Source organism: Pseudomonas sp. MYb541 (genome assembly GCF_037479595.1).
Classification (GTDB): domain Bacteria; phylum Pseudomonadota; class Gammaproteobacteria; order Pseudomonadales; family Pseudomonadaceae; genus Aquipseudomonas; species Aquipseudomonas canadensis.
In genome coordinates this window covers 54,576-67,748 of the sequence record NZ_JBBGYS010000002.1, presented here as the reverse complement: position 1 = coordinate 67,748, position 13,173 = coordinate 54,576, and the positions used below count along the sequence as shown (strand labels likewise).

10 protein-coding genes and 1 other RNA gene are annotated in these 13,173 nt (G+C 61.0%); 2 read left to right on the top strand and 9 right to left on the bottom strand.

Annotated features, from left to right (window positions below; genetic code table 11):
- Nucleotides 1-10: 10 nt before the first annotated feature.
- Nucleotides 11-2,065, bottom strand: a complete 2,055-nt coding sequence (gene dnaX / locus WH299_RS01705; RefSeq protein ID WP_126570585.1) for a DNA polymerase III subunit gamma/tau — start codon at nucleotides 2,063-2,065, stop codon at nucleotides 11-13.
- Nucleotides 2,066-2,198: 133 nt separating this feature from the next.
- Here dnaX and WH299_RS01700 point away from each other — a divergent pair, with 133 nt between their 5' ends.
- Nucleotides 2,199-2,957, top strand: coding sequence for a substrate-binding periplasmic protein (locus WH299_RS01700; protein WP_323624099.1), 759 nt, complete (start codon nucleotides 2,199-2,201; stop codon nucleotides 2,955-2,957).
- Here the strand turns inward: WH299_RS01700 and WH299_RS01695 are convergent.
- Nucleotides 2,908-3,807, bottom strand: a complete 900-nt coding sequence (locus WH299_RS01695) for a DMT family transporter (protein WP_122726581.1) — start codon at nucleotides 3,805-3,807, stop codon at nucleotides 2,908-2,910. The two genes, WH299_RS01700 and WH299_RS01695, sit on opposite strands and share 50 nt — an antisense overlap.
- 102 nt (nucleotides 3,808-3,909) lie before the next feature.
- Here WH299_RS01695 and WH299_RS01690 point away from each other — a divergent pair, with 102 nt between their 5' ends.
- Nucleotides 3,910-4,773, top strand: a complete 864-nt coding sequence (locus WH299_RS01690) for a LysR family transcriptional regulator (RefSeq protein ID WP_028617485.1) — start codon at nucleotides 3,910-3,912, stop codon at nucleotides 4,771-4,773.
- A gap of 127 nt (nucleotides 4,774-4,900) precedes the next feature.
- Here WH299_RS01690 and WH299_RS01685 read toward each other — a convergent pair whose 3' ends face one another.
- The 7 genes from WH299_RS01685 to ligA all read right to left on the bottom strand — a co-directional run bounded on the left by WH299_RS01685 (nucleotide 4,901) and on the right by ligA (nucleotide 13,124).
- Nucleotides 4,901-5,491: a hypothetical protein gene (locus tag WH299_RS01685; RefSeq protein ID WP_339549451.1), complete on the bottom strand. Its 591-nt coding sequence runs from the start codon at nucleotides 5,489-5,491 to the stop codon at nucleotides 4,901-4,903.
- A 1-nt stretch (nucleotide 5,492) separates the two neighbouring features.
- Nucleotides 5,493-6,539: an N-acetylmuramidase family protein gene (locus tag WH299_RS01680; protein ID WP_028617487.1), complete on the bottom strand. Its 1,047-nt coding sequence runs from the start codon at nucleotides 6,537-6,539 to the stop codon at nucleotides 5,493-5,495.
- Between the two features lie 157 nt (nucleotides 6,540-6,696).
- Complete coding sequence (locus tag WH299_RS01675) at nucleotides 6,697-8,658, bottom strand: hypothetical protein (protein ID WP_339549450.1); 1,962 nt, start codon at nucleotides 8,656-8,658, stop codon at nucleotides 6,697-6,699.
- A 20-nt stretch (nucleotides 8,659-8,678) separates the two neighbouring features.
- Nucleotides 8,679-9,092 (bottom strand): hypothetical protein, encoded by a 414-nt coding sequence (locus tag WH299_RS01670; RefSeq protein WP_122726575.1) that lies wholly within the window; start codon nucleotides 9,090-9,092, stop codon nucleotides 8,679-8,681.
- 126 nt (nucleotides 9,093-9,218) lie between these two features.
- An RNA gene (gene ffs, locus WH299_RS01665) (signal recognition particle sRNA small type) lies at nucleotides 9,219-9,315 on the bottom strand.
- Nucleotides 9,316-9,464: 149 nt separating this feature from the next.
- Nucleotides 9,465-10,628: a zinc-binding metallopeptidase family protein gene (locus tag WH299_RS01660; protein ID WP_339549448.1), complete on the bottom strand. Its 1,164-nt coding sequence runs from the start codon at nucleotides 10,626-10,628 to the stop codon at nucleotides 9,465-9,467.
- A 138-nt stretch (nucleotides 10,629-10,766) separates the two neighbouring features.
- A complete protein-coding gene (gene ligA / locus WH299_RS01655; protein WP_323624103.1) occupies nucleotides 10,767-13,124 on the bottom strand; it encodes an NAD-dependent DNA ligase LigA in 2,358 nt (785 codons plus the stop codon).
- Nucleotides 13,125-13,173: the final 49 nt, after the last annotated feature.

The following is a 13,173-nucleotide window of genomic DNA, read 5'->3' as shown; positions in this document are numbered from 1 at the left end:
TAGCCCGGTGTCAGGACGCCTGGGGCACCGGGGCTTCGACAGGTTCAATAGTATCGTGACGGACGACCGCACCGAACTGTTGCATCATTTGCTGGATGAGCGGATCACCGTGGATCGAGTCCTCGGCCTCACGCTGACGGTTGATACGCCGGCGGGTCGCGGCCTGGGCCGGGGTTTCCTGCTCCGGCTTGATCAGCTCGATGGTAATGGTCAGCGTGCGCTCATGGTACTGGTTCAGTGCGTCATTCAGGCGGCGTTGCTGGGTCGCGTTGAACAGGGCGCTGTGGGCCGGGTCCAGGTGCAGCAGCCAGTGATCCCCATCGATGGAAATCAGCGTGCAGTTGGCGGCGATGCTACCGGTCATGCCGGAAATCGGCAGCTTCGGAAACAATTCCAGCCATTGCAGGGCCAGGCCAGTGGCCGGCGCGGCAGCGGGTTCCGCCTCAGGCTCGGGGGCCGGCTCGGCGGTGTGTTCGCTGGCCAGATCGTCCAAGTAGCTGTAGGCCGAATCCATGTCCGGCTCGATGTAGTCTTCGTCCAGCGGCGGTTCGTCGTCGAGGTCGATGCCCGGCGTGGCGGCTTCCACTTGGGCCACGGTCGGCTCGGGAACCGGCGCCGACACCCATTCGGGCGCGTCCGGCACCACACTGTCCGGAGTCGGCGTGGGCATCGGGGTCAGCTCGGGCTGCTCGCCGATGGTTTCCAGCACGGGCTCCACGGCGGGCGCTTGCTCGGCTTCGACTTCAGCGTCTACCGGGTCATTCCAAGGCAGGTCTACGACCGGCTCAGGTTCGACGACGGGTTCCGGCTCGATCACCGGCGCAGCGACCACAGGCTCAGGCTCGGGCGCCGCAGCAACCGGCGCAGGCGCAGCAACCACTGGCGCAACCACCGCCGCGCCAGCCACTGGTTTGGCGGAATCAACTGTGGCCTGGCTGATCCCCACTGGCTTTAGCGGCTGTCTCGGCGCATCGGCCGCATCGGCGGGCCGGAACGCCAGCATCCGCAGCAGCACCATTTCAAAGCCACCACGCGGGTCGGGCGCCAGCGGCAGGTCGCGGCGGCCAATCAGGCCCATCTGGTAGTAGAACTGCACATCTTCGGCCGGCAACGCCTGGGCCAGGGCCAACACACGGTCGCGGTCACCATGGCCGTTGTCGACACCTTCAGGCAGCGCCTGGGCGATGGCAACGCGGTGCAGCACATTGAGAATTTCCGAGAGCACGCCGTTCCAGTCCGGGCCTTGCTCCGACAGGTGACGCACAGCTTCGAGCAACGCCTTGGCGTCGCCTTCGATCAGCGCGTGCAGCACGTCGAAAACCTGGCCGTGGTCGAGGGTGCCAAGCATGGCGCGCACATCGGCGGCCATGACCTTGCCTTCACCAAAGGCGATGGCCTGGTCGGTGAGGCTCATGGCATCACGCATCGAGCCATCGGCAGCGCGGCCGAGCAGCCACAGCGCGTCGTCTTCGAATGGTACGTTCTCGACGCCCAGCACGTGGGTCAAATGCTCGACCACCCGCTCAGGGGTCATGTTTTTCAGTGAGAACTGCAAGCACCGCGACAGAATCGTTGCAGGAAGTTTCTGCGGGTCGGTGGTAGCCAGGATGAATTTGACGTAGGGCGGCGGCTCTTCCAGGGTTTTCAACAAGGCGTTGAAGGAATGGCTGGAGAGCATGTGCACTTCGTCGATCAGGTAGACCTTGAAGCGGCCACGGCTCGGCGCGTACTGCACGTTGTCGAGCAGCTCGCGGGTGTCTTCGACCTTGGTGCGGCTCGCGGCGTCGATCTCGATCAGGTCGACGAAACGCCCTTCGTCGATTTCCTTGCACACCGAACAGGTGCCGCACGGCGTTGAAGTGATACCGGTTTCACAGTTCAGGCATTTGGCGATGATGCGCGCAATGGTGGTTTTGCCCACTCCCCGCGTACCGGTGAACAGGTAGGCGTGGTGCAGCCGCTGGCTGTCCAAGGCATTGATCAGAGCCTTGAGCACATGGGTCTGGCCGACCATTTCGCGGAACGAGCGCGGACGCCATTTACGTGCAAGAACCTGATAACTCATCGAAAACCGTCGCAACTGGGAAACAGAAGCCGGTAATGCTAGCGGAGCAAGGGGGAAATTGCATCCGGCACGCTTGCCTAATCTGACTAAGCTCATGTGACTGGCCCCGAAAAGGCCTGAACCCGGAGAGCTTATGCGCGCAGTCCTGGGCGTTTTATGGATGATTGCCACGGCCAGCCTTGCAGCGCCCGCACCGCTGCGCTTCTCGGTTTCCGACAGTTGGGCGATGCCCATGGTGCAACTGGAAGATGGCCGGCCTACCCAGGGCATTTTGTATGACGTGATGTTAAGCCTGGCCACCCAGGTCGGCCGCCCTGCGCAATTCCATGTACTGGCACGGGCGCGCATCTCCAGCGCCATGGAACACGGTGATATCGATGTGCGCTGTTATGTCACCCAGGCCTGGGTCGACGACCAGTCCGGCGACTACACCTGGAGCATTCCGCTGATGGTGCAGCGCAACCTGTTGGTCAGCACCCACATTCCCCCGCAACCCATACACATCGACCAGCTCGCGCCGCAAGCCATCGGCACCGTGCTCAATTACCGCTACGTCACCCTCGACCCGCTGTTTGCCGGCGGCCAACTCAGCCGCGACGATGCGCGCAGCGAAGAGCAGGTGTTGCAAAAACTGGTGGCCGGGCGTTTCAAGTTCGCAGTGATCAATGAATGGATACTCGACCGCTTCAACCAGCGGATGCCGGTGGGCAAACGCCTGCACAAGGTGGCGGTGATCGATGAACAGAACCTGGGCTGCACCGTACGCAATGACCCGAACGTGCCGGTGCAGTTGATCCTGCGTACCTTGTTGCGGATGAAGATGTCGGGCGAGATCGACCAGATCATCCAGCTGTACACCGGAGAGACCGCAGCCAACGTCCCTCAAGACTGATGGCAGCTACGCTGGCCAACACAATCACACCGCCCAGCACCACTTGCAGGGTGATATGTTCACCCAGCAGCGTCGCCGCCATCGTCATGGCCACGGGCGGGATCAGGTACATCGCCACCGAGGCACGGCTGACCTCGACATGTTTCAACACATAACCCCAGGCCAAGTACGCCAGGGCACTGGGGAAGATCCCCAGCACCAGCACCGCGAGGTTTTCCGGCAATGGCGCCTGCATCATGGCAGCGGGCAGGCCCGGTAGATTCACGCAGAGCATCAAGGTGCCCGCCCACACCATGTAGCACGCCATGGTCAACGGGCTATAGCGATGGGCATAGTGTTTCTGGATGGCGAAGTACAGGCTCCACGACACCGCCGCCAACAGGATCAACAAACCGCGCGGGTCGATATCGCCCAGGCCGTGATCGCCCCAGATCACCACCAGCACACCCAGCAGGCCGAGCAACACACAGCTCCAACGCCAGAGGCTGATCCGCTCCTTCAAGCAGAAGAACGCGATTAACACACTGAACAGTGGCGCCGATTGCGCCAGCACGCTGGACGCCGCTGCCGTCACGAATTGCTGTCCGTAATTGAGGCTGGTGTGATGCAGGAACACCCCGAAAAAACTCAACACCAGCAGCCACGGCAGATCCCGCAGGCGCGGCCGGCCAATGCCCATCACCAGTGCCACACCCGCCATGAACATCGAGGCAATCAAGAACCGCAGCAACGCCAACTGGCCAGGGCTGTAGCTGTGCAGCCCCATGTGCACGCCAATCGGCGAATAGGCCCAACAGAGGATGACGCTGGCGATGACTAGCGTAAGCTTCAGGGGTGACGGGGTGTTCATCGAAGGCATCCGAAAACAGAGAAGGAATACCGTCAGTCTTGGCCCGCACAAGACGCAGGACAATTAACCGTTTCTGACTTCTGAAATCACTGGAACTGAGCAATGGAACTGGCCCAACTGAAAATGGTGCGAGCCGTAGCGCAAACCGGCAGCGTGGCCCAGGCCGCCGTGCACTTGCATTGCGTGCCGTCCAACATCACTACGCGGATCAAGCAGCTGGAAAGCGAGTTGGGCACGCCGCTGTTCATCCGAGCCGGGCGTGGGTTGGCGATCAGTGCGGCGGGGGAGATTTTCCTCGAATACTGCGAACGCATCCTGGCCTTGGTGGACGAATCCAAACGCGCCGTGGACGCCAACGCCATACCCCGTGGCACGCTGCGCATCGGCGCAGTGGAGTCCAGCGCCAGTGGCCGTCTGCCGCCGCTGCTGGCGGAATACCACCGACGCTACCCGGATGTCAGCCTGGAACTGGTGACCGGCGCCTGGGGCGAGCTACTCGATGACCTGCAACACCATCGCCTGGATGTGGCGCTGGTGGCCGCCGGCAACAAACGCGCAAAGCTCGAACACAGCGTGGTCTACAGCGAGCGCCTGGTGCTGATCGCCAGCGCCTCCAGCGAACCGATCCGCAGCGCCGAAGACCTGGCCGGCCGCACCTTGCTGGTATGGCCACCGGGTTGCCCCTATCGGGCAGCGCTGGAGAACTGGGTCAAGCCCCATGCCTTCAAGCCGACCATCGCCAGCTATGCCAGTTGGGGCACGATCATTGGTTGCGTGAGTGCCGGGATTGGCGTGGCGCTGGCGCCGGAAGGCATCCTGGCCCGCTATGAGCAGGCCAATCAGCTGGCATCGTACCGGTTCGATGAACTGCAGGCGGTGGACAACCTGCTGTTCTGGCACAAGGACACCCAGCGGCATCTGGCACGGGATGCGTTTGCCGGGTTACTCCGCGAAATATTCGGCTGATGAAGATCCAAAATGTGGGAGCGGGCTTGCTCGCGAAAGCGGTGGCTCAGTCACTGCATCCAGCGACTGACACTCCGTATTCGCGAGCAAGCCCGCTCCCACATTTAGATTTTTGCCGTTTTCGAGATCAGCTTTTGGGGGCCGCCAACCGCGCGTATTGATCCTGGCTAATCCACCCCGTAAACGAGCGATCATCTGCGTTGATGAACTCGACCTGGGCCCAGCCATCCTTGAATGCCAGCACACCGACCACGTCGTTCTTGACGATGTAGGGACGTTTAGCCGCCTTGGCACTTGGATTTTTCAGCAGGAAAGCCTTGTCGGCTGAGACCTTGACCAAGCCGATCCATTTTTTGCTGGCGGTCTGGGTCAGGTCCAGGCCGGTGGCAATTTCCGGCATCAGCACATTGAGGCAACCCGGATGCTGACGGCCTTCTGCCACGGTGAGGGTCACGCCATCGGACGAGGGTGCCACGCTGCCGGGGTAGGCAGTGTCGTTCCAGGTGGTCAGCGCTGAGGGCTTGCCTTGCAGGTAGAACGTGCAGCTGCGAGTAACGCCCTCGCCCATCTCTTCCGCGTAATAGCCTTCCACCTGATGCTCAGGCGTCACCGCCAGCATCAGCCCTTCGTATTTTCCGGAATGCAACGCAGGCGAACCGGCAAATGCGGGGACAACGGCGCACAACGACAACACACCCACTGCTAGAAAACGGATCATCTTATTTTTTTCCTTCAAGTTTCTCGTAGGCTTCTTTCATCAGGACGTCATAGTTGCCGTAGTCCTTGCCGTTATAGTTACGGGCCATCGAAGTGAAATCCTTGGCTTTCATGGCCGTCATCAACGCCGGGCTGTTAGCGCAAAACGCGAGGAACGCCTTCAGTTGGTTACCGACATTCACTTTTAATGCCGCGGCAAACTCAAACACCGTTTTGTAACCGCATGAGGCGTAGTTGAACCCCATGGTCTGAAACATGCCCCACGACGCCGACATCAACGCCGCTTCCTGGTCCAGGGCGAATGCAGTGGCCATGGTTTCCCAGGCCTTGACCTGATCCTTGTTATTGACCTGCCACTGCGGCCCGGCCTTTCTCACATAGATGTACGAAAGCAGCGGATGCGCCTGGTCGTAGATATGCTTGGTGTACTTGCGAAATTGGTGCCCTTCAAACGCAATGATCGGTAACTTGGCCGGCCCGAAACCCGAGCGACCACCGGACTCCACCGTGGCGAAGGCCCTGATGACATTCACCGAAATGCCGTTGCCCAACTGCTTGGCGGCATTCTGAAAATCCGTATCGGTGAGCGTCATGCCGCCATCGCACGTGGCCTGGAGCATCAATTGGCGATTGCGCCGCTCAGCCTCGATCATTGCCCGCATACGGTCCAGGTACACGTTGACGGTGGCTTGCACCGCGTCACCTTGGTTGTTACCGAATGCATTTAGAAAGCTTGGAATACGCATGCTCGGAAAGGCCTTCACCGGTACCTTCACCGCCTCTTCGATCAGGCTGTTGAAGGTTTTACCGGTCGGGTCGATCACACCATCGGGGTGCGCATATTTGAGATGACGGAACTGATACTGGCTGATGCACTGCACCAACTGACCGTCGCACTTGCCGTTTTCGGCCAGTGGGAAGCCCAGTTTGGGAATGATCAGATTGAATAAATATTGGATGCACTGCACATCGGAGGGCAAGTTGCGGGCTTTACCGGGCGCGCCGACTGAAGCACTGATAAGACGGGGCAACCCTTGCAGGCTTTTCATCACAGACATCCTTGTTAGTTAAAGAAGTGATAGCACTTCAATATCAACCGCACACCCTTGTCATACTTTGAAACAAGTGGCTGGCGGAAACTAACAAGGTGGTTTTAGGTTGTCCAGAGCGACCGCTGAAAGTTGTGAAACAGCCGAATTAAATAAATCAGTAACCGTGGAATTCACGGGTTTTCTGGTAGGTGTGGAAATCAATCCACTCGACCACGTCGTAAGGCAGGTAAAGCTGCATCCGCGCTCGGGAAATGGCGATGTACACCGCGCACAACCGCTGGTCGAACGCGTAGGCGTCCTTGAACTTCACGTTGGTCAGCAGTTCGGGCGTCAGCAGCACTCGGTCGAACTCCATGCCGCCCGCCTCCTCCGCCAGCATCAGCAGGCAGCGCTTGCCGGGGACGCCGCTCAGGCGGTTCAAGCGCGTGATATCGGCAACGTTGAAGCCTTTTTCCAGCTCGCTCTCGACCCACAGGAACGACTCGTCGTACTGGCTGGCATCGCGCACCTGTTGCCAGTCGTCCATGTCGCTGAAGTAAGCATGGGGGCCGTTGTCGTTGTGCTCGTTGCTGTAGAACTCTGGCTTGAACAGCGCGATGACGCTGATCATGAAACGCTGCAAATCCTGTTGCGCGCCACTGTCGAAGAAACCAAACGGGCAGTTAGCCTGTTGCAACTGGATGGCCCACTTCATGGTGTCCCAAGGGGACGCAGTCAACACCACGCAGCCTTCGGGCGGCACGAAACCCTGAGGGTAATGCTCAATGCCAACGTCGGCATCCCGCGCGCCTTCGAAGGGCGTCTTGCCCTTCTGCGAGTGCACGCTGATCAGCGGGTTGACCAGGCGCTCGACGTTGCGGCCCGAGCGCACCGAGTAATTGATGTCGGTGTGCCGGACTTCGCGCTTGCGCCTGACCATCACACCGCTGGCCAATTGGTACTCATCGCCAAGGGTGATCAGCACCTGGCGGCCACGTTCGATAATCTGCAACAACGAAGGGGGGATGTCCTGGCTTTCATCGATCAGGACGTGGGTGTAGAGAGGCGGCACCACGCATCCATCGAGGCTTGCGCGCTTGATCAGCAACAGGGCTGCGAAGGCGGTCTGGCCGGCCCATTGTGGGTTGGCGTCCAGATACGTCCACAACCGGCTGGAATACTCCAGCAACGCCTGGGCATCCACACTGGACAGGGGTTGTTTGAAATGTGGCAAATGCCTGGCCGACAGGCTGTGATGGTTGGAGTGGCAGTAGCTGTCGAGCACCTTCAGGCAGATATCAAGCGTTGCCGCGCCATCGTGACCACGCCAGCCGTGGATATTCAGGGTCTGCGACACTTCGTGTTTGCCGGGCAACCGAGTTGGCTTGGCCTGCGCGGCGGGTCGTTGCCCTTGCAACAGCGCCTTGGCGAAAGCAGCAAAGGTCGAGCCGGTCTTGCTGTCCTTGGCCAGTCCCATGCGTTCACGCAGGGTCGCGAGTTTTGCCCCGGTGCGCGCCAGTATCAGGGTTTGGGCGGGCCGCAGGCACTCCATCAAGGCGCCAAGCAGGTGGCTCTTGCCGATGCCGGCGTAGCCCTGGACATGCAGGTCTTCGTTCAGGTTGGCGCGGAAGGTCCGCACCAGCTTGTCCTGCGCCGGGCTGAGCCAGCGCTCGCGGTGCCGGGGCGTGACCATCTGCTGGCTGAACGGATCATTGCTACGCAGATGGCGGACCTTGTAGCCGATATCCCATTTGCCGGTAGGCAACAGGTAATCCCGCGCTGCGACTTCTTCAACCGACAACAGGCGCAGATTGACCGTTTTAAGGGCGTTGAAGCCGAAGTACAACTTGCGTGGATCGAACAGCCGCTGGGCTTCGGACAACAACGTGGCGGCGCCCGCTCCCTGGGTATCGACCGCCCAGTCGAGCAACTTGGCCAAAATGCGCTCGGCGCCCGCGCAGGTCAGGTCCTTTTCGGCCGCCTGGGCCAGGTTCTGGATAACCAGCACGGCGGCCAGCTCTGGGTCTGTCAGACCGACCAGGGCCTTGTCGCCGTCCACGCCGAGCAGGGCCGTGCAGGCTTCCTCCGTGACAGGCAGGAAGACAGGGCTGGATAAGTCAAAGTGTTCCGGTTGCATAGTGCCTCGCCGCCAGGGAATCAGGCATTGCCATGACCGCCCAGTTCAAACCGATACTCCCCCAGGGAGCCCGACATACCGCCGCAATGGGGACCCGCGTCAGCCGTGGCGGCCATCGCATTGACCTGCTGCTGGAGTTCGAAGACCGCCATATCCAGAAGCCGGCGCAGGTCCTCGGCGCTCTGTGCGGCTACATTCAACTGCAGCGTGTAGGCACCAGTGAGTGGCGGTGGCGTGGGCTCATTGGCCACGTTCGCAGACCGGATCATTTCCGCCTGGCTGAGGATTTCCGCGTGCTCGTCGTCCATAAGATCCAGCACCCGCGACAATTCCAGGGTCTGTTCAGGATGGGATTGGATGCGGTCCTTGATCTCCAGGCGCCGCATCTGCCACTCCCGCAGTTTTTCGCGCGTGAGGTCGTCGACTTTTTCCACGTGTGTTGTCTCCGGATGCCAGGCACTGGAGTATGCCGCCATGGACTGCACGATGGCAGATGGCTTGAAAGCATTTTTTGAATTGAATTTGAGGAGATGTTGCAAGGAAGAGCGTTATGGAGGCAACCCCACCAGCCACACCCCGGCACACAATGTTCCCGCTGTGGCTGCTGCCTTCCGGCTCTGACCAGGTTCACGGGTAATCGTTGCGGGGGGACCGATGGGGTCACCATAACGACGCCTGCCTCTCGGCAAGCGGGGCCATTGTACCGATCTCATCGGAAGTTACAACCGTTGGGGGCGGATTAAAAATATTCGATGGTTCAAGCACTTGTGTCTATCGCGGGGCCGCCATCGCCGGCAAGCCGGTTCCTACAGGGTGACGGCTTCGTCTGCTCGGCCACCTTCTTCCTGAATCACCAGGTGAATGAAGTGCAGCTTGGCAATCACCGCCGGTGGCAGCACGAAGGGATAGAAATCCGGCTGGCCCATGCTGCGCGACAGTTCATTGAGCATGCCGGCCAGCTCGATCCAGGCGTTGACGAACGACAGGAACGCCACGCCGCCGGGGTGTTCGGGGTCGTAGAGGGTGGTGAGCGGAAATGGCTGGTAATCCAGGTCCATCTCGCGGGCGCTCATGCCAAAGCCGAGGGCGGTGTCGACGGCGTCCATCATGTGCAGGTAGTGCGCCCAGGTTTCGGCCCAGTCTTCCCAGGGGTGCATGGTGGCGTAGGCACTGACGCAGGTTTGCTGCCAGTCCGATCGTGGGCCGTTCTGGTAGTGCTGGTCGAGAGCGTCGGCGTAACTGGCGCGTTCGTCGCCGAACAAGTGGCGAAACGGTTCAAGCCAATGGGTATTGGCGATCAGGCGGTCCCAGTAGTAATGGCCGACCTCATGGCGAAAGTGCCCGAGCAAGGTGCGGTAAGGTTCGCGCATTTGCACGCGGACTTTTTCGCGGTGGGCGTCGTCGGCTTCCTTGATGTCCAGGGTGATCAGGCCGTTGGCATGGCCGGTCATTGGCGCGTTGCCATCCAGATCGATGCCGACAAAGTCGAAAGCCAGGCCGGTGTTTTCGTCGACGCTTTTGGGCACCACTTGTAAACCCAGACTGATGAGTTGCGCCACCAGACGGCGCTTGGCGGTTTCGACTTTGCGCCAGCGTTCTGGGTTTTCCGGGATCGACAAGTCAGGAATGGTGCGGTTCAGGCTGCACGCCACGCACAGCGGCGCGGTGCTGTGGGCCGGGATCAGCCAGTTGCAGGCGGCCGGGGTGTCGAGGTTGGCGCAGCGGCGGAAGGCGCCGGCGTCGAGGTTGCCGTCTTGCAGCCAGGTGCCTTCGACCGGGCCGGGTTGCAGGGAGGCGAGTCGACTTTGTTGGGGCTGGTAGCCCAGCAGCGCCTGGCAGGCCAGGCATTGGCTGTTGCGAAAGAACAGCGATTGGCCGCAACGGCACTGCCACACCTTGCTGTCGCGGGAGCTGCCGGCTACGAAGGGTGCAGCGATGCGCGAACTGAGTTGCTCGAAGTAGCGAAACATGGCGATCTCTCCCTGGGTGACTGAGACTAGATCACTTTCGCTTCAGAATCGTTCCACATTGTTGTAGTGAGCGGGCTTGCCCCGCTCACCACAGCAAGCCCGCTCACCACAACACGCTTGTTTACCCCACAGTCCACATCAGACAGTGATGTTGTGCTTGGCGAGGAAGGCGACGAAAGCCTCTTCGTCCAATACCTTCAGGCCCAACTCGCTGGCCTTGGCCAGTTTGGAACCGGCCCCCGGCCCCGCCACCACGCAATGAGTCTTCGCCGACACGGAACCCGCCACCTTGGCGCCGAGGCTTTCGAGTTTTTCCTTGGCCACGTCGCGACTCATCAGCTCCAGGGAGCCAGTGAGAACCCAGGTGTGCCCAGCCTCAGGCAAGCCTTCGACAACCTTCTTCTCGCTGTTCCAATGCATGCCGAAGTCTTTGAGCTGCTGCTCGATGGCCAGGGCGCGGCTGGCGTTGTCGGCGTTATCGAAGAACTCGCGCACGGCCTTGGCTTGTTTCTCGGGCAGGGCCTGGCGCATGTCCAGCCAGTCGGCCTTGATCACGCCTTCAAGGGTGACGAATTTGTCCGCCAGCTTCTGCGCCGCACCGGGGCCGACGCTCGGCACGTGCAGCTTGTCGAGCAACCCGCCCAAGGTGGTGCTGGCGGCGAATTCGGCACTCAGGTCGCCCTGATCCTGCAGTTGCAGGCCGCATTCCTGCGGCGACAGCAGCGCGCCGATCACGTCCTGGTTATGGCTGTCTTCAAAGAAACTATGAATCTCATGCGCCACTTCCAGGCCCACGTCCGGCAAGTACGTCAGCACTTCCGGCAAGGCCTTCTGCACGCGCTCCAGGGAGGCCAGGGAGCGCGCCAGCACCTTGGCGGTCTCCTCGCCGACGTCGGGAATGCCCAGGGCGTAGATAAAGCGCGCCAGGGTCGGGGATTTGCTGTTTTCGATGGCGGTGATCAGCTTCTTGCTGGAAATGTCGGCAAAGCCTTCCAGGTCGATGATCTGTTCGTACTTGAGCTTGTAGAGGTCGGCCGGCGAACCAATGAGCTTTTCATCCACCAGTTGCTCGATGGTCTTGTCGCCCAGGCCATCAATGTCCATGGCGCGGCGCGAGACGAAATGGATGATCGCCTGCTTGAGCTGCGCGCCACAGGCCAGACGCCCGACGCAACGGTACACCGCGCCTTCGCTGACAGTTTCCTTGCCCTTGCTGCGCTTGACCAGTTGCGTGCGCTCCACGTGGGAACCGCAGACGGGGCAGCTTTCGGGGATCGGCACCGCACGGGCGTTTTCCGGACGGCGCTCAAGCACCACCGAGACCACCTGCGGGATCACATCCCCGGCGCGGCGGATGATCACGGTATCGCCGATCATCACGCCCAGGCGCGCCACTTCATCCATGTTGTGCAAGGTGGCATTGGACACGGTGACACCCGCGACCTTGACCGGCTTCAACCGCGCCACCGGCGTGACGGCGCCGGTACGGCCGACCTGGAATTCCACGTCGAGCAATTCGGTCAGTTCTTCCAAGGCCGGGAATTTATGCGCGATGGCCCAGCGCGGTTCGCGGGCACGGAAGCCCAGCTCACGTTGGGAGGCGATGCTGTTGACCTTGAACACCACGCCGTCGATCTCATACGGCAGGCTGTTGCGCCGCTCGCCGATATCGCGGTAGTAGTCCAGGCAATCCTGGATGCCTTTGGCCAGTTTCAGTTCGTGACTGATGGGCATGCCCCATTTCCGCAACTGTTGCAGGTTGCCGATGTGGGTGTCGCTGATGTCGGTGGTTACACCGTAGCAGCAGAACTCCAAGGGTCGGCTGGCGGTGATCTTCGAATCCAACTGACGCAGGCTGCCGGCAGCGGCGTTGCGCGGGTTGGCGAAAGTCTTGCCGCCGACTTCCAGTTGCGAGGCGTTGAGCCGCTCGAAACCGGCCTTGGACATGAACACTTCGCCACGCACTTCAAGGGTCGCCGGCCAGCCGCTGCCGTGCAGTTTCAACGGGATATTGCGCACGGTGCGCACGTTGACGCTGATGTCTTCGCCGGTCGTGCCGTCGCCACGGGTGGCGCCGCGTACCAGTTCGCCGTCCTGATACAGCAGGCTGACCGCCAGGCCATCCAGCTTAGGTTCGCAGCTGTATTCCACCACCGCGCCACCGCCAAATAGATCGCCGGCCGGCAGGTCGAGGCCTTCGGTGACCCGGCGATCGAATTCCAGCATGGTGGTTTCGTCAAAGGCGTTGCCGAGGCTGAGCATGGGGATCTCATGCTTGACCTGGGTGAACGCCGACAACGCCGCACTGCCGACCCGCTGCGTCGGAGAATCGCGCGTGACCAACTCCGGGTGCTCGGCTTCGAGGGCCTTGAGTTCATGGAACAGCCGGTCGTACTCGGCGTCGGGAATGCTCGGCTCGTCGAGGACGTGGTAACGGTAGTTGTGCTGATCCAGTTCAGCGCGCAGTTCGAGGATGCGGGTGTGGGCGGCGGTCATGGGTGTTCTCTCAGAAAGCAAAAGAGCAGCCGAAGCTGCTCAATATGTT